This is a genomic window from Streptomyces racemochromogenes (assembly GCF_044129415.1).
Classification (GTDB): domain Bacteria; phylum Actinomycetota; class Actinomycetes; order Streptomycetales; family Streptomycetaceae; genus Streptomyces; species Streptomyces racemochromogenes_A.
This window is the reverse complement of record NZ_JBBDHD010000125.1, coordinates 1-19,291: the sequence shown is the minus strand read 5'-3', so window position 1 is coordinate 19,291 and position 19,291 is coordinate 1. Positions and strand designations below refer to the sequence as shown.

Sequence of the window (19,291 nt, the reverse complement as noted above, 5' to 3'; positions counted from 1 at the left end):
CCGGGACCACCCCCGTGGGGGGGGGGCCCCCGACGCCGCTGCGGGGGGGCCCCCAGGTACCGGCACGCCCGCGCCCCCCCGGCCCCCCGGGCGGGGGGGGGGGCGGGCCCCCTTCGCCCTCACCGCTCGCGCGGAGGCGTCAGTTGTGGCCGAAGCGCTTCGACTTGCTCTTGTGGGCCATGTCCAGCGGACTGGGCGACTGCGAGGGGCGGTCGCCGGAGGTCTCCGTCGAGCCCTTGGGCATGTCCTGCCCGCCCGAGCGTGCCTGCTGCTTCGCCGGCTGCTTCTGGTTCTTGTTCTTGGCCATGGAATGCCTCCGTGGGGGGTGTAGGGGCCAGGGCCGCCTTCACCCTCACACACCGCAACAAAGCGCGCATTTTGGATCATTGCCGTGCGTAGCGGTGTCCGCCGCCGGGTCTTCCGCGAGATACGCCACGCCGGTGATCCAGTTCCGGCCGTCAACGTCCTTGCGGTCGGGCAGACTCGGGGAAAACCTGTCGAGGACCCCCACGGAAGAGGGTGGAACGCGTGGACCGCTGCGTCGTCCTGGTGGATGCCGGATACCTGCTGGGCGCGGCCGCGAGCCTCCTCGCTGGAGAACCCTCGCGCTCCCGCATCACCGTCGACCACTCGGCCCTCATCCAGGGCCTGCGCGAGCGCGCCGAGGCCGACACCCAGCAGCCCCTGCTGCGGATCTACTGGTTCGACGGCGCCCCCGACCGGGTGCCCCAGCCCGAGCACCGCCGGCTGCGCGTCATGCCCCGCGTGACCGTCCGCCTGGGCGCCCTGACCCGCAGCGACGGCCGCTGGGCCCAGAAGGGCGTCGACGCCGCCATGCACGCCGAGCTCACCGAACTCGCCCGCAACCGGGCCTGCTCCGACGTGGTCCTCGTCACCGGCGACGGCGACCTGCTGCCCGGCCTGATGTCCGCCAAGGAACACGGGGTCGCCGTCCACCTGTGGGCCGTCCAGGCCGCCGACGGGGACTACAACCAGTCCGAGGACCTCGTCGCCGAGGCCGACGAACGCCGCGTCCTCGACCGGACCTGGATCACCCGCGCCGTCCGCGCCCGCGACCTCGCCGGACTCTGCGCCCCGCCGCCCGCGCCGCGCCCCGAGATCGCCGCCATCCTCTCGGCCCCGCTGCCCGAGGCCGCCCTCGCCGAGGCCGCCCGCAACGGCACCCCGGCCGCCCCCGAACCCCCCTCCAACGGAGCGGCCGTACCCGCCCCCGCCACCGAAGGCCCCAAGCCCTCCGTCCCCACCCCCAAGGACCTCGCCGCCCTGCGCGCCCCCGGCCCGGGCCCCGCCGCCGCGGCCCACGGCCACAACGCCCCCACCCCGGCGGGCAGCGCCCTGCGCTGGTCCTCCGACAAGGGCTGGATCGACCGCCCGGGTCCCCTCGGCGAACCCGCCGAGACCGCCTCCCTGCCCACCCTCGCCCAGCTCACCAGCGCCGAACAGCGCTGGGCCGACCGCGAGGAGGACATCACCACCGTCGGCGGCGACCCCTTCGAGGTCGGCCAGGTCTTCGCCCGCCGCTGGATGGAACGCCTCCCGGACAACGCCCACCTGCAGAAGCTCGCCACCATGTACCCCCGCGTCCCGCACCGGATCGACGGCGAGCTGCTGCGCTACGCCGCCCGCTTCGGACTCCTCGCGCACAAGGACGACCAGATCGACGAGCACGACCGCTACGCCATCCGCGCCGGGTTCTGGAGGGAGATCGACGTACGCGCCGCGGCCGAGCACGTGGGCGGAGCGGCAGCCTCCGCATCCGCGGCCCCGATGACCCCGGCGGCCGAGTAGGGGCGGAAGCCGCGTAGGCTGCTCCCTCGTGAGTACGGGCACAGCACAGGCAGGGCACACCACGGCCGAGGCCGCAGGGGCGGCTTCCGCGGTGGTCTGCGCGGTGCGTGACCTCGTCAAGACCTATCCCGCGGTACGCGGCCGGCGCGGCGCGCCCGCCCTGCCCGAGACCCGCGCCACCGACGGCATCTCCCTCGACGTCCGGCGCGGCGAGATCTTCGGACTCCTCGGCCCCAACGGCGCCGGCAAGTCCACCCTGGTCCGCCAGCTGACCGGTCTGCTGCGCCCCGACGCGGGCTCCGTGACCCTGCTCGGCCACGACCTCGTACGCCACCCCGAGCGGGCCTCGCGCCTCCTGGCCTACCTCGGCCAGGAGTCCACCGCCCTCGACGAGCTCACCGTCGCCCTCGCCGCCGAGACCACCGGCCGGCTGCGCGGACTCCACGCCCGGGCCGCACGGACCGCCCGCGACGAGGTGCTGGAGGAACTCGGGCTCACCGCGATCGCCGGCCGCCCCCTCAAGAAGCTCTCCGGCGGCCAGCGGCGGCTCGCCTGCTTCGCCGCGGCGCTCGTGGGGGAGCGGCCCGTGCTCGTCCTCGACGAGCCCACCACCGGGATGGACCCCGTCGCCCGGCGCGCCGTCTGGGCGGCCGTGGACCGGCGCCGCGACCGGCACGGCGCCACGGTGCTGCTCGTCACCCACAACGTCATCGAGGCGGAGACCGTCCTCGACCGGGTCGCCGTCATCGACCAGGGCAGGGTCATCGCCTGCGACACCCCGGCCGGGCTCAAGGCGAGGGTCTCCGACGAGGTCCGCCTGGAGCTGGTCTGGCGCACCGCCCCGCCGCTGGAGGCCCCCGAGGTCGCCGCGCTGGCGCCGCTCGCCGCCGAGTCCGGGCGCCGCTGGGTGCTGCGGCTGGGCCAGGACGAGGCCCGCGCCGCCGTCGCCGCCGTCACCGGCGGACCGGCCTTCGCCGCCCTCGACGATTTCACGTTGGCCACGCCGAGCCTGGAGGACGTCTACCTCGCGCTGGGCGGCCGGATGAAGGGTCTGGTCAAGTCGTGACCACCGCTGCCGCCCCCGCCGCCGTCCTGGCCCCCCGGGCCCGGCTGTTCCCCGCCCTCGCCGCCGTCTACCGGGCCCAGCTGTCCCGGGCCCGGGTGGCCCGCATACCGCTGCTCTTCGTGGCGACCTTCCAGTCCGTCGGGATCATGATCCTGATGCGGGGCGTGGTCGACGGCGGCTCCGAGGCCCGGGCGGTCGTGGCCGGCTCCTCGGTGCTGGTCGTCGCCTTCGTCGCGCTCAACCTCCTGGCCCAGTACTTCGGCCAGCTCCGGGCCGGCGGCGGGCTCGACCACTACGCCACCCTCCCGGTGCCGCCCGCCTCCGTGGTGCTGGGCGCGGCCGCCGCGTACGCCTCCTTCACCCTGCCGGGCACGCTGGTGACGGCCGTGTTCGGGTGCGTGCTGTTCGGGCTGCCGATGGGCGGGCTGTGGATCCTGGCCGCGGTGGTGCCGCTGGCCGGGGCCGCGCTGGCCGGGCTCGGCGCGGCGCTGGGCCTCCTGGCGCCCCGGCAGGAGCTCGCCACGCTGGCCGGGCAGCTGGGCATGTCGGCGGCGCTGCTGCTGGGGGTGCTGCCGGCGGAACGGATGCCGGAGCCGATCGCGTGGGCGCGGGACCTGCTGCCCTCCACGTACGGGGTGGAGGCGTTCGCGCGGACCTTCGCCCCGCACCCGGACTGGGCGGCGGTCGTCGCCGACCTCGGCGTGTGCGCGGCGGTGGGTGTCCTCTCCCTGGCCGTCGCCACGTGGGCGTACCGGCGGGCGGCGGTCCGCTGACGCGGCCGCCGGCACCACCTGGCACGATGTGGGGGTGACCGACGCCGTGACCCCGCCGCTGCCGCCGCCTCCGCCGTCCGACGGCCTCCCCGACCAGGAGCCCGCCGTCACCCCGGCGGACATCCGCGACGGGGCCGCCGTCGCCCTGCTGGTGGGCGTGTCCGGGGCGCTCCTCGCGCTGCTGTGGGTGTGGCTGGCGCCGCGCGTCCAGTACGTGGCCAACGGCCCGGCCGTCTTCCTGAAGAACACCGAGGGCGAGTCGCGGATCGGCGCCGACGGAACCTTCTTCCTGCTGTCGCTGGGGCTGGGGGCGCTGAGCGCGCTCGCCGTCTTCCTGTGGCGGCGGCGCGGGGGCGTCGCGCTGGTGGTCGGCCTCACGGTCGGGGCGTGCTTCGCCGCGCTGCTGGGCTGGCGGATGGGGCTGTGGCTCGGACCCGGCTCCGACATCGCCGCCGCGGCGGCCAAGGCGGGCCAGGGGGTGCCGTTCGACGCGCCGATGCAGTTGCTGGCGTACGGGGTGCTGCTGGGGTGGCCGATGGCCGCCGCCTTCGTGCACCTGTGCCTGACGGCGGCCTTCGGGCCCCGGGACCCGGCCCCGGACGCTCCGCCGGAGGGCACCTACCCCCCGCCGCACGTCCACGCGGACGCGCGGCCGCCGCAGGGCTGACGCCGGCCGCGGGGCCGCTGCGCGGGGCCGTCTCCCCGCCCCGCCCTTTCTCCGTTCCCCGTGGCTCCGCCCCGGACCCCGTAAGCGCGCTCCGCGCCCGTGCGCTCGAACGCCGCGCGGGCCGGAGTTTCGCTGCGCGGAATCCAGCCGTCGGCGTCCAGCGCGGGCTTGCGGACGCAGGGGTCGGCGTGCCGCGCCGTATGCAGCCTCGCCGGCGTTTGAGGCGCGGGGTCCGGGGCGGAGCCCCGGGGGCCCCGCGCGGCGGGAGGCGTTACGGGCGGGCGATCGGGGCGAGGACCGCCCCGGTGAGGGTCGCCAGCGCGGCGGGGGCCAGTTCGACCTCCAGGCCGCGGCGGCCCGCCGAGACGCAGATCGTGGGGTGGCCGGAGGCCGAGGCGTCGAGCACCGTCGGCAGACGGCGGCGCTGGCCCAGCGGCGAGATGCCGCCCCGCACGTACCCCGTCGTCCGCTCCGCCAGCGCCGGGTCCGCCATCGCCGCCCGCTTGCCGCCCACCGCAGCGGCGAGGGCCTTCAGGTCCAGGGAGCCCGAGACCGGGACCACCGCCACCGTGAGGGCGCCGTCCACCTCCGCGACCAGGGTCTTGAACACCTGCTCCGGGGAGACCCCGAGGGCCTCGGCCGCCTCCTCCCCGTAGGAGGGGTGCGCCGGGTCGTGCTCGTAGGCGTGGGTGGTGAACGCGACACCGGACGCGGTCAGGGAGGTGATGGCGGGCGTGCCCGCCGCCTGCTGCTTCTTCTTGGCCATGGCCGGCCTCAGTTCGGGCTCGTCGGGGCTCGGGTCAGTTCCACCGCCGGGAGGGACGGCAGGTGGCGGATCACCGCCGTCTCGGTGCGCAGCAGCTTCAGCTCCTCCGCCAGCCGCGTCGCGGTGTCCGGCGCCTGGAGCAGCCGCTGCTTCGACGGGATGTCCAGCACGGCCGCGGCCGCCACCAGGTACGACACCACCGACGGCTCGTCCGGCAGGTCCGGCGCCGACGCCAGGGACCGCTCCCGCGCCCCGGCCAGCCGCTTCTGGTAGCTGCGGAAGGCCCGCAGGACGCCCTCGGACAGGGCGCCCGCCCCGTCCCCGGCGTCCTCGGGGAGCTCCTCCAGCTCGGCGACGAGGAAGGGGCCCGAGGCGTCCACCGACAGCAGCCGCACCCGGGTCGTACCGGTGGCGAGGACCTCGAAGCTGCCGTCCTCCCGCTCGCGGATCGTCGCCGCGTCCGCGATGCAGCCCACCCGGTGGAACGCCTGGATCGGGTCCGCGCCGAACCCCGCCGCCGGGCCCTTCTCGGGCACGGACGTCGGGTCGGGCAGCCCGGGCGCGGTCGGCGCCACCTCGCGGCCGTCGCGGATCGCGACGACGGCGAACCGGCGCGGCTCGTCCTCACCGAGCTTCAGCAGCTCGCGCATCATGGCGCGATACCGCTCCTCGAAGACGTTCAGCGGCAGCACGAGGCCGGGGAACAGCACCGAGTTCAGGGGGAAGAGGGGCAGGCGAACGGTGGTCACGACCCACAGGGTAGTGGCCGCGGCGGCCGGGCCGTCACCCCCGCCGCAGCAGGCGGGACGCGCCCGCGGCCACCGTCGTGGCCAGGATCCACCCCAGCAGGACCAGCGCCGCCGACCCCCACTGCCAGACGCCCTCCGTCTTCCACTGCCCCTCCTGGCCGAGGTCGATCACCGGCAGGAGGAGGTCGAGCGCGTACAGGGGGGCGTTCCAGACGGGGTGCTCGTCCGCCTTGAGCGGCTCCGGGCGGTGCCGCAGGAACAGCAGGGTGCCCGCCGCCCACAGCACCGCCATCCACAGCGCGGCCCGCCCCGGCCGGTACCCGTAGAGCACCGTCCAGTCCTGGAGGTACCCCCAGGCCCGCCCGGCCGGGGACAGCGTGGCCCGCCGGCGCCGCTCCTTGGCCAGCAGCACCTCGCGGGCGTCCGCGTCCTCCCCGCGGGCCCGCAGGACGGCGGCGAGCCGCTCGTACGGCTCCGGAGAGTAGTCGGGGCTGGCCGCCCCCACCCATTCCAGCCGGCGCTCCAGCGGGAAGTGCCCCCGCGGTGCGAGGGTCTCGTAGGAGAAGCCCTCCATGGACAGCCGGCCCGGGCCCGGCCAGCTCGTGGAGCGGTCCACCAGCCGCACCACCTTCGCCCCGGACAGCACCACCCGGCCCTGCTCCGGGGCGTCCCCGACGAACCGCAGCTCGGGGGTCTGGATCCGCCGCAGCGAGAGCTCCTGGTCCGGCTGGAGCTCGAAGCGGGCGGAGTAGAAGTCGACGGAGTCCCCGAACCGGCCGTCGTCCAGGCGCAGCCCGCCCCGGCACTCGAACGGCCGCGTCGGCACGCCCCGGGTCGGGGTCCGGCTCCAGTCGTACGGGCGCCCCGGGTCCCCGGACGCCGACCCCAGGGCGGCGGAGGTCAGGTAGAGGGTGCGCTCGACGGTGAGGGTCGGCGCGTTCAGGGCCCGCCTGCCGTACGGGTTGCGCAGCCGGGCCCCGCGCAGGCTCATCGAGGCGCCGACCCGGGCCCCGCGCAGGCTGACCTCGCCGTTCGTCTCCACCAGCTCGGCCTGGAAGTCCTGGGCCACCACCAGCCCGTCCGCGGCGATGGCCCGCCCGCGTCCGTCGCGCTGCACGACGGAGCTGCTGATCAGCAGGTCGGTGCCGATCTGTGCGTCGGTCAGCCGGATCCCGCGCGCCACCCGGCAGCGCGCCAGGTGCAGGTCGCCTTCGGTGTGCAGGCGCGCCCCCTCCAGCCGGGGAACCGCGCAGTTGTCGAGCCGCAGGGTGCCGAAGCGCGTCTCCGAGAGCTGGATCTCGCCGTCGAAGCGGCAGGAGCGGATCTCCACGTACGGGGCGACCGTGCCGCCGGAGAGGTCGAGGCGGCCGGTGATCTGCGCGCCCCGCAGCTTCAGACAGCCGACCCGGCCGGGCAGCGGCGGCGGCCCGGCGAGCAGCAGGAGGGCCACCACTTCCGCCCGTACCCGCCGCTCGGGCCCCCACGGCCGGTCCCCGTGCGGGTCGTCCCGTTCGGCGGAACGGTCGCCCAGGTCGCAGACGGTGCCCGCGCGGAAGGCCTCCCACATGAGCCCCTCGGGCCCGGTCAGGTCGTCCGGACGCCCGTCCGCGTGCACCCGTGCGTGCGCTTCTGCCATGGCAGCCCCCCGCCGTCATCTCCGTGTACGGGAACGCTAGAGGCAGGCCGTGACGTCCGGGGCGTGTATCAGCCAGTGATACGGGCGGACGGTGGTGGGAGCCGGTCTGAGAGAATTGGGGGGTGATCTCTCGTATCGACCTGCGCGGTGACGCCCTCCCCGAGGGTGGCGCCCTGCGCGATCTGCTGCCCCGTGCCGAGTTCGACGTGGAAGCCGCCCTGGAGAAGGTGCGGCCCATCTGCGAGGACGTCCATCATCGTGGCACGGCGGCGCTGATCGAGTACGCGCGGAAGTTCGACGGGGTCGAGCTCACGCAGGTCCGGGTGCCCGCGGAGGCCCTCACGGCCGCCCTGGAGCAGCTGGACCCGGCCGTCCGCGCCGCCCTGGAGGAGTCCATCCGGCGGGCCCGGATCGTCCACCGCAACCAGCGCCGCGCCGAGCACACCACCCAGGTGGTCCCCGGCGGCACCGTGACCGAGAAGTGGGTTCCGGTCGAGCGCGTCGGCCTGTACGCGCCCGGCGGCCGGTCCGTGTACCCCTCGTCCGTGGTCATGAACGTCGTCCCCGCCCAGGAGGCAGGCGTCGAGTCCGTCGCGCTGGCCTCACCGCCGCAGAAGGAGTTCGGCGGGCTGCCGCACCCGACCATCCTGGCCGCGTGCGCGCTGCTCGGCGTGGACGAGGTGTACGCGGCCGGCGGCGCCCAGGCCGTCGCGATGTTCGCGTACGGCACCGACGAGTGCGCCCCCGCCAACATGGTCACCGGCCCCGGCAACATCTGGGTCGCCGCCGCCAAGCGCTACTTCACCGGGAAGATCGGCATCGACACCGAGGCCGGCCCGACCGAGATCGCCGTCCTCGCCGACTCCACGGCCGACCCGGTGCACGTCGCCGCCGACCTGATCAGCCAGGCCGAGCACGACCCGCTGGCCGCCGCCGTGCTCGTCACGGACTCTGCCGAGCTCGCGGACGCCGTGCAGAAGGAGCTGGAGCCCCAGGTCGCCGCGACCAAGCACGTCGAGGACCGGATCAAGCCCGCCCTCGCCGGCAAGCAGTCGGCGATCGTCCTGGTCGACGACCTGGAGGCGGGCCTGAAGGTCGTCGACGCGTACGGCGCCGAGCACCTGGAGATCCAGACCGCCGACGCCGCCGCCTGGGCCGCCCGCGTCCGCAACGCCGGTGCGGTCTTCGTCGGCCCCTGGGCGCCGGTCTCCCTCGGCGACTACTGCGCCGGGTCCAACCACGTCCTGCCCACCGGCGGCTGCGCCTGCCACTCCTCGGGCCTGTCGGTGCAGTCCTTCCTGCGCGGCATCCACATCGTCGACTACACCCGCGACGCCCTCGCGGACGTGGCCCACCACGTGGTGACCCTCGCCGAGGCCGAGGACCTGCCCGCGCACGGCGCGGCCATCAAGGCCCGTTTTGCCGGAGGCGAACAGGACCGGCCCAGCGGATGGAAGGTCCCCGGCCAGTGAGCACCATCGGCATCGACGACCTCCCCATCCGCGACGAGCTCCGCGGCAAGACCCCCTACGGCGCCCCCCAGCTGGACGTCCCCGTCCAGCTGAACACCAACGAGAACCCCTACGAGCTCCCCGAGCCGCTGGTCCGGCGCATCGCCGAGCGCGTCGCCGACGCCGCCCGCACCCTCAACCGCTACCCCGACCGGGACGCGGTCGAGCTGCGCACGGAGCTCGCGAAGTACCTCACCCGCACCGGCAAGCACCCGGTCGCCCTGGAGAACGTCTGGGCCGCCAACGGCTCCAACGAGGTCCTCCAGCAGCTCCTCCAGACCTTCGGCGGCCCGGGGCGCACGGCGATCGGCTTCGAGCCCTCGTACTCGATGCACGCCCTGATCGCCCGGGGCACCGGCACCGGCTGGATCTCCGGCCCCCGCCGGGAGGACTTCACCATCGACGTGGAGGCCGCCGAGCGGGCCATCGCCGAACACGCCCCCGACGTCGTCTTCATCACCTCGCCCAACAACCCCACCGGCACCGCGGTCGAGGCGGAGACGGTCCTCGCCCTCTACGAGGCCGCCCAGGCGGCCAAGCCGTCCCTGGTGGTCGTCGACGAGGCGTACGTGGAGTTCAGCCACCGCGACTCGCTCCTCCCGCTGATCGAGGGCCGCCCCCACCTGGTGGTCTCCCGGACCATGTCGAAGGCCTTCGGCGCCGCCGGCCTGCGCCTGGGCTACCTCGCCGCGCACCCCGCCGTGGTCGACGCCGTCCAGCTGGTGCGCCTGCCGTACCACCTGTCCGCCGTCACCCAGGCGACCGCGCTGGCCGCCCTGGAGCACACCGACACCCTGCTCGGCTACGTCGAGCAGCTCAAGGCCGAGCGGGACCGCCTCGTCACCGAGCTGCGAGCCCTCGGCTACGAGGTCACCGAGTCCGACGCGAACTTCATCCAGTTCGGGAAGTTCGAGGACTCCCACACCGCCTGGCAGAAGATCCTCGACCAGGGTGTCCTGGTCCGGGACAACGGCGTACCGGGCCGGCTGCGGGTCACCGCGGGCACCCCGGCCGAGAACGACGCGTTCCTGGAAGCGGTTCGCGCACTCAAGAAGGAGCAGCAGGCATGAGCCGCATCGGACGGGTCGAGCGCACCACGAAGGAGACCTCGGTTCTGGTCGAGATAAACCTCGACGGCACCGGACGGGTCGACGTCTCGACGGGCGTCGGCTTCTACGACCACATGCTCGACCAGCTCGGCCGCCACGGCCTCTTCGACCTCACGGTCAAGACGGACGGCGACCTGCACATCGACAGCCACCACACGATCGAGGACACCGCCCTCGCGCTGGGCGCCGCCTTCAAGCAGGCCCTTGGCGACAAGGTCGGCATCTACCGCTTCGGCAACTGCACCGTCCCCCTGGACGAGTCCCTCGCCCAGGTCACCGTCGACCTCTCCGGCCGCCCCTACCTCGTGCACACCGAGCCCGAGAACATGGCGCCGATGATCGGCGAGTACGACACGACGATGACCCGGCACATCCTGGAGTCCTTCGTCGCGCAGGCCCAGATCGCCCTGCACGTCCACGTCCCGTACGGCCGCAACGCCCACCACATCGTGGAGTGCCAGTTCAAGGCGCTGGCCCGCGCCCTGCGCTACGCGTCCGAGTTCGACCCGCGCGCGGCCGGCATCCTGCCCTCCACGAAGGGCGCCCTCTAGACGTGAACGGGCTCAACACCGTCCTGATCGTCCTCGGCCTGTTCCTGGCCGGGGGCGTCTACTCCTTCCAGAAGCAGAAGATGCCCAAGTCGGTGATCGTTCTGCTCGCCCTCGGCTCCGGCATGTGCCTGGCCGCGGGGATCCTGCGAATCCAAGGACTCTGGGCATGACCGCAACGAAGAACGTCGTGGTCTTCGACTACGGCTTCGGCAACGTCCGCTCCGCCGAGCGCGCCCTCGCGCGCGTCGGCGCGGACGTCGAGATCACCCGCGACTACGACAAGGCCATGGACGCCGACGGCCTCCTGGTGCCCGGCGTGGGCGCGTACTCCGCCTGCATGCAGGGCCTCAAGGACGCCCGCGGCGACTGGATCATCGGCCGCCGGCTCTCCGGGGGCCGCCCCGTCATGGGCATCTGCGTCGGCATGCAGATCCTCTTCGAGCGCGGCATCGAGCACGGCGTGGAGACCGAGGGCCTGGACGAGTGGCCCGGCACGGTCGGCCCGCTGAAGGCCCCCGTCGTCCCCCACATGGGCTGGAACACCGTCGAGGCACCCGCCGACAGCCAGGCCTTCGCCGGCCTGGACGCTGACGCCCGCTTCTACTTCGTCCACTCCTACGCGGCCCACGACTGGACCCTGGAGGTCACCAACCCCAGGATCAGGGGCCCCAGGGTCACCTGGGCCACGCACGGCGAGCGCTTCGTCGCGGCGGTGGAGAACGGGGCCCTGTGGGCCACCCAGTTCCACCCCGAGAAGTCCGGCGACGCCGGCGCCCAGCTCCTCACCAACTGGATCGAGACCCTGTGATGACCGCACCCACGCTCGAACTCCTCCCCGCGGTCGACGTCCGCGACGGCCAGGCCGTACGCCTCGTGCACGGCGTCTCCGGCAGCGAGACCTCCTACGGCTCCCCGCTGGAGGCGGCCCTCGCCTGGCAGGCCTCCGGCGCCGAGTGGCTGCACCTCGTCGACCTGGACGCCGCCTTCGGCACCGGCGACAACCGCTCCCTGGTCGCCGAGATCACCCGCGCCATGGACATCAAGGTCGAGCTGTCCGGCGGCATCCGCGACGACGCCACGCTCGCCGCGGCCCTCGCCACCGGCTGCACCCGCGTCAACCTCGGCACCGCCGCCCTGGAGACCCCCGAGTGGGCCGCCAAGGCCATCGCCGAGCACGGCGACCGGATCGCCATCGGCCTGGACGTGCGCGGCACCACCCTCAAGGGCCGCGGCTGGACCAGCGAGGGCGGCGACCTCTACGAGACCCTGGCCCGCCTGGACTCCGAGGGCTGCGCCCGCTACGTCGTCACCGACATCGGCAAGGACGGCACCCTCACCGGCCCCAACCTGGAGCTGCTGAGGAACGTCTGCGCCGCCACCGACCGGCCCGTCGTCGCCTCCGGCGGCGTCTCCTCCCTGGACGACCTGCGGGCCCTGTCCGAGCTGGTCCCGCTGGGCGTCGAGGGCGCCATCGTCGGCAAGGCCCTGTACGCCAAGGCCTTCACCCTGGAAGAGGCCCTGGAGGCGGTCCGCGCATGAGCTCACCCGACCCCGGGGTCCGCCGGATCTCCTCCGGCGGCCCGTACGAGGACGTGATCGGCTACTCCCGCGCCGTCGCCCTGCCCACCGGCCTGGTCCTCGTCTCCGGCTGCACGGCCGCCGACGCGGGCGGCCCGTACGACCAGACGGTCAAGGCCTTCGAGGTCGCCTTCAAGGCGCTCGCCGAGGCCGGGATGGGCCCCGAGCACGTGGTCCGCACCCGCCTGTACCTCACCCACGCCCGTGACGTCGACGAGGTGGGCCGCGCCCACAAGACCCTCTTCGACGCCGTCCGCCCCGCCGCCTCCATGATCATCGTCAATGGCTTCGTCGACCCGAACATGGTCGTCGAGGTGGAGGTCGAGGCCTTCAAGGAGGTCACGCGATGACCCTCGCCGTACGGGTGATCCCCTGCCTGGACGTGGACAACGGCCGCGTCGTCAAGGGCGTCAACTTCCAGAACCTGCGCGACGCCGGCGACCCGGTGGAGATGGCCAAGCTGTACGACGCCGAGGGCGCCGACGAGCTGACCTTCCTCGACATCACCGCCTCCTCCGGCAACCGCGAGACCACCTACGACGTGGTCCGGCGCACCGCCGAGCAGGTCTTCATCCCGCTCACGGTCGGCGGCGGCGTGCGCACCGCCGAGGACGTGGACAAGCTGCTGCGGGCCGGCGCGGACAAGGTGGGCGTGAACACGGCCGCCATCGCCCGCCCCGAGCTCATCCAGGAGATCGCCGAGCGCTTCGGCCGCCAGGTGCTGGTGCTGTCGGTCGACGCCCGCCGCACCGGGACCGGTTCCTTCGAGGTCACCACCCACGGGGGCCGCCGGGGGACCGGCATCGACGCCGTCGAGTGGGCGCACCGCGCGGCCGAGCTGGGCGCCGGGGAGATCCTGCTCAACTCGATGGACGCCGACGGCACCAAGGACGGCTACGACACCGAGATGATCGCCGCCGTCCGCAAGCACGTCACCGTCCCGGTGATCGCCTCCGGCGGCGCCGGGAAGCTGGAGCACTTCCCGCCCGCCATCGCGGCGGGCGCCGACGCGGTGCTCGCGGCGTCCGTGTTCCACTTCGGCGACCTGCGGATCTCCGAGGTCAAGACGGCGCTGCGCGAGGCCGGCCACCCGGTCCGCTGACCGCCGGCGCGCACGTACCGGACGGGGGCACCCGGGGAACCGACCCCGGGTGCCCCCGTCCGTCCGGCGGGCTCAGCGGAAGTCGTCGACGGAGTCGAAGTCGTCCTGCTGCTCCTGCTTCTGCTGCTTGTCGCCCTGCTGCTTGTCCGCCTGCTGCTGGTCTTCCCGGTGGGCCTGCTGGAAGACCACCGAGGCGGCGTGGAAGTCGCCGGCCTTCTCACCCGGCTGGAGCGTGGCGACCGGGGCGCCGCCGCAGTCCGCCTCCTCGAAGATCAGGGCCACCGAGTCGGTCTCGTTCACCGCTTCGACGACCTCCGACGCGGCGGAGGGCAGGGCATGGCATTTGTCCGCGCCCATGTCCTTGAGCTGGCCGTTCTTCTCGGTGTTGTTCTGGTCCACGTACACGTAGTTCAGGGCCTTGCCGTCGTCGGCGAACGCCTGGGCTCCGGCGGGGAGGACCAGCGCGAGCGCTCCGGCGAGGGCGGCGGCGGTGGTGCGAAGACGCATGGGGGTTCCGTTCCTTCCACGGTGACGACACCGAATCGGTCGGTATCCGTGACGGAGCGTAGGGACGGGGCGGGCAGCGGAAACCTTTTCGCAGGCCCCGCCATGCCCGATTTCACCGGCCCGGCGGTATACCGGGCACCCCCCTGCGGGGCGGGGCTCAGATGCCCAGCTGGGCCACCGTCAGGCGGGACACGGCCTCCTTCTCGCCCTCCAGGTCCACCTCGGCGGCGGCCTGGCGGCCGAAGCAGAACAGGGTCAGCTCACCCGGTTCGCCGGTCACCGTCACCACCGGCAGCCCCTTGTGCGCCACCGCCGTACGCCCGTCCGGGCGGCGCAGCACCAGGCCCACCGGCGAACGCCGCCCCGTCAGCCGGGCCAGCCTCTCCAGCCGGGACCAGAGCGCGTCCGAGAACACCGGGTCCAGCGCCCGCGGCGACCAGTCCGGCTGCGCCCGCCGCACGTCCTCCGCGTGCACGTAGAACTCCACCGCGTTCGCAGCCTCGTCGACCTGCTTGAGCGCGTACACCGACAGCCGCGGCGGGCCGGTCCGGATGAGCTGGACCAGTTCCTCGTACGGCTTCGCCGTGTACTCGGCCATCGCCCGGTCCAGGCGCTCCTTGAGGACCTTCAGCAGCAGGCCCCCGGCGGCGTCCGGCCTGCGCTCGCGGACCACCACGTGCGCGGCCAGGTCCCGGCAGGTCCAGCCTTCGCACAGCGTCGGGGCCTGCGGCCCGGCCGCCTCCAACAGATCGGCCAGGAGCAGGCGTTCGCGCTTCGCATGGGTAGACATACCGGCCAGCCTACGACCGGAACCCGCTCCGCGGCTGCCCATCAGGCGGACGGAGATCAATGAGGGGCACCGCGGCGCGGCACAATGGGCCCCATGAGTACGTCCCCCCTCGACCCCGCCGTCGCCGCCCGCCTCAAGCGCTCAGCGGACGGCCTGGTCCCGGCCATCGCCCAGCAGTACGACACCGGAGAGGTGCTCATGCTCGGCTGGATGGACGACGAGGCCCTGCACCGCACCCTCACCACCGGCCGCTGCACCTATTGGTCCCGCAGCCGCCAGGAGTACTGGGTCAAGGGCGACACCTCCGGCCACTACCAGCACGTGAAGTCCGTCGCCCTCGACTGCGACGCCGACACCGTGCTCGTCAGGGTCGACCAGGTCGGGGCCGCCTGCCACACCGGCGCGCGCACCTGCTTCGACGCCGATGTCCTGCTCAGCGACGCCGACTAGCCAGTTAGGGTCCCACCCCATGGATCTTGAGACCTTCCGCAAGCTCGCGGCGGACCGCCGTGTCATCCCCGTCAGCCGCCGGCTGCTCGCCGACGGTGACACCCCGGTCGGGCTCTACCGGAAGCTGGCCGCCGAGCGCCCCGGCACCTTCCTGCTGGAATCCGCCGAGAACGGCCGCTCCTGGTCCCGCTACTCCTTCGTCGGCGTGCGCAGCGACTCGACCCTCACCGTCCGGGACGGGCAGGCCCACTGGATCGGCACCCCGCCCGTCGGCGTCCCCACCTCCGGCGACCCCCTGGAGGCCCTGCGCGCCACCGTCCAGGCCCTCCACACCCCGAGGGACCTGGCGGGCGGCATGCCGCCCTTCACCGGTGGCATGGTCGGCTACCTGGGCTACGACATCGTCCGCCGCCTGGAGCGCATCGGCGACCACACCGAGGACGACCTGAAGCTCCCCGAGCTCACCATGCTGCTCACCTCCGACCTGGCGGTCCTCGACCACTGGGACGGCACCGTCCAGCTCATCGCCAACGCCATCAACCACAACGACCTCGACACCGGCGTGGACGAGGCCTACGCGGACGCCGTGGCCCGCCTCGACGCCATGGAGGCCGACCTGGCGCGCCCCGCCCCGTACGCGCCCGCCGCGCTGCCCGAGTCCGAACTGCCGCCCTTCGACGCGCTGTGGGGCGGGGAGAAGTACCAGGCCGCCGTCGAGGACGTCAAGGAGCGCATCCGGGCCGGAGAGGCCTTCCAGGTGGTTCCCTCGCAGCGGTTCGAGACCCCTTGCGAGGCCTCCGCGCTGGACGTGTACCGGGTCCTGCGGGCCACCAACCCGTCCCCGTACATGTACCTCTTCCGCTTCGAGAACGGCTTCGACGTGGTCGGCTCCAGCCCCGAGGCACTGGTGAAGGTCGAGGACGGCCGGGCCATGGTCCACCCCATCGCCGGCACCCGCCACCGCGGCGCCACCCCGCAGGAGGACAACGACCTCGCCGAGGAACTGCTGGCCGACCCCAAGGAGCGCGCCGAGCACCTGATGCTCGTCGACCTCGGCCGCAACGACCTCGGCCGGGTCTGCGAGCCGGGCTCGGTGGAGGTCGTCGACTTCATGTCGATCGAGCGGTACTCGCACGTCATGCACATCGTCTCCACCGTCACCGGACGGGTCGCGGAGGGGAAGACCGCCTTCGACGTGCTCACCGCCTGCTTCCCCGCGGGCACCCTCTCCGGCGCGCCCAAGCCGCGCGCCATGCAGATCATCGAGGAGCTGGAGCCCTCCCGCCGCGGCCTGTACGGCGGCTGCGTCGGCTACCTGGACTTCGCCGGGGACTCCGACACGGCCATCGCCATCCGTACGGCCCTGCTGCGCGACGGCACGGCGTACGTGCAGGCCGGGGCCGGCGTGGTCGCCGACTCGGTGCCCGAGCTGGAGGACCTGGAGTGCCGCAACAAGGCCGCCGCGGTGCTCCGCGCGGTCGGAGCGGCGAACCGCCTCCACCGCGGCTGAGGGCGTAGGGGATAGTGGGGTACGTGAGTGCCGTACCCCTGTCCCCGAACGCCGACGCCCCCGAGAGCGGGGCCGGCCGCCGCACGGTGGCCGTCGCCCTGCTGCTCGGCGCGCTCGGCGCCACCGTCGTCCTGCTCGCCTCCGGCCGCGTCTGGGCCCGGGGCAGCGCCGCCGTCGGGGGCGGTTCGCTCCCGCTGACCGCCGACGGGCGGGCCGTCACCGGTCTGCCCGCGGCCCTGGCCATCGTCGGCCTCGCCGCCCTCGTCGCGGTGTTCGCGGTCCGGGGCCGGGGGCGGCTGCTGGTCTCGGCGCTGCTCGCGCTGAGCGGTCTGGGCGCCGCGCTGTCGGCCGTGGCCGCCGCCGACGACCGCCGGGCGCTGGACGAGCGGGCCGCCGTGGCGACCGCCGACACCGCCGCACGGGTGGTGGAGCTCAGCCACACGGCCTGGCCCTACATCACGGCCGCGGGAGCGGCCCTGATCCTGCTCGCCGGGCTGCTGGCGCTGCGCTTCGGCCGGAGCTGGCCCGCGATGGGGGGCCGCTACGAACGGGACGGCAGCCCCCGCCGGCGTACGCCCGCGGCGGTGGACCCCGACCGGCCCGAGGACCTGTGGAAGGCCCTGGACCGGGGGGAGGACCCCACCGGCTGAGGCCGCCTTCCGCGCCGGGCGCCCCGCCCGGCGCACACCCCGCCCCGGGACGGGCCACCCGCCGGGGACTCCGCACGCCGCGTGCGGGACAATGACATCGAGCGTGCGAGACGTCACGCCCGACAGATCAACGAGGAGCAACTCATGGCGGGCACGAGCCACGGACACACCCCGGCCGCCTGGACCGGTGTCGTCATTTCCTTCATCGGTTTCTGCGTCGCCGGCGCCTTCATGGTGATCGCGAACCCGGTCGGGTTCTGGGTGGGCATGGGCGTCGTCGCGCTCGGCGGTGTCGTCGGCCTCGCGATGAAGGCCGCGGGCATGGGCATGCCGAAGCCGGCCCACGAGGACCTCGCCGAGGTCATCGCCGCCAGGCAGCTCGCCGCGAAGGCCTGAGCCAGGCCCCCGGCGTACGGAAGGCGCAGCCCGGCAGGGCTGCGCCTTCCGTCATGAGCGGAGAGAATCAGCGGGTGGAAGCCTCCAGTACTCCCCCCGGTCCGGCCGCGCCGCCCCGGCGGCCCCCGGTGACCGCCCCGGCCCCCGCGGGGGCCTCCCGGGCGCGCCGGCTGGCCGCTCCGGCGCTCACCCTGGCCGGGGCCGTGGCCGCCTTCGCGTACGTGGGCGCGGTCGACCCCAACGAGCCCGGCCACTACCCGGTCTGCCCGCTGTTCCGGCTGACGGGCGTCCTGTGCCCCGGCTGCGGCGGGCTGCGCAGTGCGCACGCCTTCGCGCGCGGGGACCTGGCCACGGCCCTCGGCGACAACGCCGTGGCGGTCGTCGGCTACCTGGTCTTCGCGGCCTTCACGGCGCTGTGGCTCCTTCGGGCCTTCCGCGGCGGTCCGGTGCCGCGGATCGTCTTGAAACCGGTCTGGTGGTGGCTGATCGGTGTTTCGGTGCTGGGATTTTCGATTGTCCGGAACCTGCCGATCGGATCCGCTTTGGCCCCCTGAACTCGGGCGGTTTCGAGGGATGGGCCATAGGAACCTCTTATTCCATATGTCCAGACCCTGGGAAACCCCGGAGTCCGTGCGGAGACGGCGCAGACCTGCGGATACCATTTGAGTGCTGACCTTGCAGTAGTACGTGTCCGCAAGGCGGCCGAACGTCATCGACCCGGAAGGGGGCCGCTCGCGTGAGTGTGCTCGACGAGATCATCGAAGGGGTCCGCGAAGACCTTGCCGAACGGCAGGCGCGCGTCAGCCTCGACGAGCTCAAGGAGCGTGCCGCCAAGGCGCCCCAGGCCAAGGACGGCGTCGCGGCCCTGCGCGGCGACGGCGTCAAGGTGATCTGTGAGGTCAAGCGCTCCAGCCCCTCCAAGGGCGCGCTGGCCGCGATCGCCGACCCGGCCGGGCTCGCCGCCGACTACGAGGCGGGCGGTGCGGCGGTCATCTCCGTCCTCACCGAGCAGCGTCGTTTCGGCGGCTCCCTGGCCGACCTGGAGGCCGTCCGCGCCCGCGTCGACATCCCGATCCTGCGCAAGGACTTCATCGTCACGGCGTACCAGCTGTGGGAGGCCCGCGCCTACGGCGCCGACCTCGTACTGCTGATCGTGGCGGCGCTGGACCAGGAAGCCCTCGTCTCCCTCATCGAGCGGGCGGAGTCCATCGGGCTCACCCCGCTCGTCGAGGTCCACGACGAGGAGGAGATCGAGCGGGCCGTCGCCGCCGGTGCCAAGATCATCGGCGTCAACGCGCGCAACCTGAAGGACCTCAAGGTCGACCGCTCCACCTTCGAGCGCGTCGTCGGAGAGATCCCGCCGCACATCGTGAAGGTCGCCGAGTCCGGTATCCGTGGACCCCACGACCTGATCGCCTACGCCAACGAGGGCGCCGACGCCGTCCTCGTCGGAGAGTCCCTGGTCACCGGCCGCGACCCGAAGGCGGCCGTGGCCGACCTGGTCGCCGCCGGCGCCCACCCCGCCCTGCGGCACGGGCGGAGCTGACCACTCCCATGGCCCCCTCCCGCCCCTCCGTCAGCACCCGCCCGGGCCACGGCCCGGCCGGCGTGCAGACGGCGCACGCGCCGCTGGCGCGCGGCTGCCGCCCCCGCGGCTGCCGCGCCCCCCCC

General features: G+C 74.0%; 24 protein-coding genes. 18 read left to right on the top strand and 6 right to left on the bottom strand.

From position 1 onward, the window contains the following. Positions 1-139: 139 nt before the first annotated feature. The gene (locus tag WDV06_RS30645) at positions 140-307 is read right to left on the bottom strand and encodes a hypothetical protein (RefSeq protein ID WP_395513062.1); all 168 of its coding nucleotides are present in this window, start codon (positions 305-307) and stop codon (positions 140-142) included. Between the two features lie 212 nt (positions 308-519). On the opposite strand from WDV06_RS30645, the gene WDV06_RS30640 reads away from it, so the two are divergent. From WDV06_RS30640 to WDV06_RS30625, 4 genes are read left to right on the top strand one after another with little or no spacing between them, the layout of a single operon-like run. Beyond that, on the top strand, positions 520-1,809 hold the full coding sequence (locus tag WDV06_RS30640; RefSeq protein WP_395513061.1) for an NYN domain-containing protein: 1,290 nt from the start codon (positions 520-522) through the stop codon (positions 1,807-1,809). 28 nt (positions 1,810-1,837) lie between these two features. Then, positions 1,838-2,875: an ABC transporter ATP-binding protein gene (locus WDV06_RS30635; protein WP_395513060.1), complete on the top strand. Its 1,038-nt coding sequence runs from the start codon at positions 1,838-1,840 to the stop codon at positions 2,873-2,875. Further along, positions 2,872-3,648 carry an ABC transporter permease gene (locus WDV06_RS30630; protein WP_395513059.1) on the top strand — a complete coding sequence of 259 codons (777 nt, stop codon included), beginning with the start codon at positions 2,872-2,874 and terminating at the stop codon, positions 3,646-3,648. Before WDV06_RS30635 ends, WDV06_RS30630 begins: the two co-directional genes overlap by 4 nt. A 34-nt stretch (positions 3,649-3,682) precedes the next feature. Beyond that, positions 3,683-4,315, top strand: coding sequence for a hypothetical protein (locus WDV06_RS30625; protein ID WP_395513058.1), 633 nt, complete (start codon positions 3,683-3,685; stop codon positions 4,313-4,315). A gap of 271 nt (positions 4,316-4,586) precedes the next feature. Here the strand turns inward: WDV06_RS30625 and ybaK are convergent, their stop codons facing one another. From ybaK to WDV06_RS30610, 3 genes are read right to left on the bottom strand one after another with little or no spacing between them, the layout of a single operon-like run. Further along, positions 4,587-5,081, bottom strand: coding sequence for a Cys-tRNA(Pro) deacylase (gene ybaK, locus WDV06_RS30620; RefSeq protein WP_395513057.1), 495 nt, complete (start codon positions 5,079-5,081; stop codon positions 4,587-4,589). Between the two features lie 8 nt (positions 5,082-5,089). Further along, on the bottom strand, positions 5,090-5,830 hold the full coding sequence (locus tag WDV06_RS30615; RefSeq protein WP_395513056.1) for an LON peptidase substrate-binding domain-containing protein: 741 nt from the start codon (positions 5,828-5,830) through the stop codon (positions 5,090-5,092). A gap of 34 nt (positions 5,831-5,864) precedes the next feature. Further along, on the bottom strand, positions 5,865-7,466 hold the full coding sequence (locus WDV06_RS30610) for an oxidoreductase (RefSeq protein WP_395513055.1): 1,602 nt from the start codon (positions 7,464-7,466) through the stop codon (positions 5,865-5,867). A 122-nt stretch (positions 7,467-7,588) separates the two neighbouring features. On the opposite strand from WDV06_RS30610, the gene hisD reads away from it, so the two are divergent. The 8 genes from hisD to hisF are packed head-to-tail and all read left to right on the top strand — an operon-like array spanning position 7,589 to position 13,317. Continuing rightward, positions 7,589-8,938, top strand: coding sequence for a histidinol dehydrogenase (hisD, locus tag WDV06_RS30605; protein WP_395513054.1), 1,350 nt, complete (start codon positions 7,589-7,591; stop codon positions 8,936-8,938). After that, positions 8,935-10,047, top strand: coding sequence for a histidinol-phosphate transaminase (locus WDV06_RS30600; RefSeq protein WP_395513053.1), 1,113 nt, complete (start codon positions 8,935-8,937; stop codon positions 10,045-10,047). The genes hisD and WDV06_RS30600 overlap by 4 nt, the downstream gene beginning before the upstream one ends. Continuing rightward, entirely contained in the window at positions 10,044-10,637 is a 594-nt protein-coding gene (gene hisB / locus WDV06_RS30595; RefSeq protein ID WP_079426023.1) for an imidazoleglycerol-phosphate dehydratase HisB, read from the top strand. The genes WDV06_RS30600 and hisB overlap by 4 nt, the downstream gene beginning before the upstream one ends. 2 nt (positions 10,638-10,639) lie before the next feature. After that, positions 10,640-10,807 carry a hypothetical protein gene (locus tag WDV06_RS30590; protein WP_395513052.1) on the top strand — a complete coding sequence of 56 codons (168 nt, stop codon included), beginning with the start codon at positions 10,640-10,642 and terminating at the stop codon, positions 10,805-10,807. Next, entirely contained in the window at positions 10,804-11,445 is a 642-nt protein-coding gene (gene hisH / locus WDV06_RS30585) for an imidazole glycerol phosphate synthase subunit HisH (RefSeq protein ID WP_395513051.1), read from the top strand. Before WDV06_RS30590 ends, hisH begins: the two co-directional genes overlap by 4 nt. Beyond that, positions 11,445-12,176, top strand: a complete 732-nt coding sequence (priA, locus tag WDV06_RS30580; RefSeq protein WP_395513050.1) for a bifunctional 1-(5-phosphoribosyl)-5-((5-phosphoribosylamino)methylideneamino)imidazole-4-carboxamide isomerase/phosphoribosylanthranilate isomerase PriA — start codon at positions 11,445-11,447, stop codon at positions 12,174-12,176. Before hisH ends, priA begins: the two co-directional genes overlap by 1 nt. Beyond that, entirely contained in the window at positions 12,173-12,565 is a 393-nt protein-coding gene (locus WDV06_RS30575) for a RidA family protein (protein WP_395513049.1), read from the top strand. The genes priA and WDV06_RS30575 overlap by 4 nt, the downstream gene beginning before the upstream one ends. Next, positions 12,562-13,317, top strand: coding sequence for an imidazole glycerol phosphate synthase subunit HisF (hisF, locus tag WDV06_RS30570; RefSeq protein ID WP_395513048.1), 756 nt, complete (start codon positions 12,562-12,564; stop codon positions 13,315-13,317). The genes WDV06_RS30575 and hisF overlap by 4 nt, the downstream gene beginning before the upstream one ends. Positions 13,318-13,389: 72 nt before the next feature. Here the strand turns inward: hisF and WDV06_RS30565 are convergent, their stop codons facing one another. Together WDV06_RS30565 and WDV06_RS30560 are read right to left on the bottom strand one after the other, a co-directional pair. Continuing rightward, the gene (locus WDV06_RS30565; RefSeq protein WP_395513047.1) at positions 13,390-13,824 is read right to left on the bottom strand and encodes a hypothetical protein; all 435 of its coding nucleotides are present in this window, start codon (positions 13,822-13,824) and stop codon (positions 13,390-13,392) included. 157 nt (positions 13,825-13,981) lie between these two features. After that, positions 13,982-14,614, bottom strand: coding sequence for a TIGR03085 family metal-binding protein (locus WDV06_RS30560; RefSeq protein WP_395513046.1), 633 nt, complete (start codon positions 14,612-14,614; stop codon positions 13,982-13,984). An 84-nt stretch (positions 14,615-14,698) separates the two neighbouring features. Here WDV06_RS30560 and hisI point away from each other — a divergent pair, with 84 nt between their 5' ends. The 6 genes from hisI to trpC all read left to right on the top strand — a co-directional run bounded on the left by hisI (position 14,699) and on the right by trpC (position 19,166). Then, the gene (hisI, locus tag WDV06_RS30555) at positions 14,699-15,064 is read left to right on the top strand and encodes a phosphoribosyl-AMP cyclohydrolase (RefSeq protein ID WP_395513045.1); all 366 of its coding nucleotides are present in this window, start codon (positions 14,699-14,701) and stop codon (positions 15,062-15,064) included. 19 nt (positions 15,065-15,083) lie between these two features. Continuing rightward, on the top strand, positions 15,084-16,574 hold the full coding sequence (locus WDV06_RS30550; protein WP_395513044.1) for an anthranilate synthase component I: 1,491 nt from the start codon (positions 15,084-15,086) through the stop codon (positions 16,572-16,574). A 14-nt stretch (positions 16,575-16,588) separates the two neighbouring features. After that, positions 16,589-17,224, top strand: a complete 636-nt coding sequence (locus tag WDV06_RS30545; RefSeq protein ID WP_358896962.1) for a TIGR02234 family membrane protein — start codon at positions 16,589-16,591, stop codon at positions 17,222-17,224. 144 nt (positions 17,225-17,368) lie between these two features. Then, positions 17,369-17,620, top strand: a complete 252-nt coding sequence (locus WDV06_RS30540) for an HGxxPAAW family protein (RefSeq protein ID WP_395513043.1) — start codon at positions 17,369-17,371, stop codon at positions 17,618-17,620. A gap of 53 nt (positions 17,621-17,673) precedes the next feature. After that, positions 17,674-18,174, top strand: a complete 501-nt coding sequence (locus WDV06_RS30535; RefSeq protein WP_395513042.1) for a DUF2752 domain-containing protein — start codon at positions 17,674-17,676, stop codon at positions 18,172-18,174. 182 nt (positions 18,175-18,356) lie between these two features. Continuing rightward, positions 18,357-19,166 carry an indole-3-glycerol phosphate synthase TrpC gene (gene trpC / locus WDV06_RS30530; protein ID WP_045950211.1) on the top strand — a complete coding sequence of 270 codons (810 nt, stop codon included), beginning with the start codon at positions 18,357-18,359 and terminating at the stop codon, positions 19,164-19,166. Positions 19,167-19,291 lie beyond the last annotated feature (125 nt).

Excerpts from the sequence above, each read along its gene's own strand:
- WDV06_RS30540 (WP_395513043.1), top strand. The coding sequence starts at position 17,369 with ATGGCGGGCACGAGCCACGGACACACCCCGGCCGCCTGGACCGGTGTC.
- hisH (WP_395513051.1), top strand. The coding sequence starts at position 10,804 with ATGACCGCAACGAAGAACGTCGTGGTCTTCGACTACGGCTTCGGCAAC.
- WDV06_RS30575 (WP_395513049.1), top strand. The coding sequence starts at position 12,173 with ATGAGCTCACCCGACCCCGGGGTCCGCCGGATCTCCTCCGGCGGCCCG.
- WDV06_RS30560 (WP_395513046.1), bottom strand. The coding sequence starts at position 14,614 with ATGTCTACCCATGCGAAGCGCGAACGCCTGCTCCTGGCCGATCTGTTG.
- WDV06_RS30610 (WP_395513055.1), bottom strand. The coding sequence starts at position 7,466 with ATGGCAGAAGCGCACGCACGGGTGCACGCGGACGGGCGTCCGGACGAC.
- WDV06_RS30645 (WP_395513062.1), bottom strand. The coding sequence starts at position 307 with ATGGCCAAGAACAAGAACCAGAAGCAGCCGGCGAAGCAGCAGGCACGC.
- hisI (WP_395513045.1), top strand. The coding sequence starts at position 14,699 with ATGGGCCCCATGAGTACGTCCCCCCTCGACCCCGCCGTCGCCGCCCGC.
- WDV06_RS30535 (WP_395513042.1), top strand. The coding sequence starts at position 17,674 with ATGAGCGGAGAGAATCAGCGGGTGGAAGCCTCCAGTACTCCCCCCGGT.
- WDV06_RS30550 (WP_395513044.1), top strand. The coding sequence starts at position 15,084 with ATGGATCTTGAGACCTTCCGCAAGCTCGCGGCGGACCGCCGTGTCATC.
- priA (WP_395513050.1), top strand. The coding sequence starts at position 11,445 with ATGACCGCACCCACGCTCGAACTCCTCCCCGCGGTCGACGTCCGCGAC.
- hisF (WP_395513048.1), top strand. The coding sequence starts at position 12,562 with ATGACCCTCGCCGTACGGGTGATCCCCTGCCTGGACGTGGACAACGGC.
- WDV06_RS30565 (WP_395513047.1), bottom strand. The coding sequence starts at position 13,824 with ATGCGTCTTCGCACCACCGCCGCCGCCCTCGCCGGAGCGCTCGCGCTG.
- hisB (WP_079426023.1), top strand. The coding sequence starts at position 10,044 with ATGAGCCGCATCGGACGGGTCGAGCGCACCACGAAGGAGACCTCGGTT.
- ybaK (WP_395513057.1), bottom strand. The coding sequence starts at position 5,081 with ATGGCCAAGAAGAAGCAGCAGGCGGCGGGCACGCCCGCCATCACCTCC.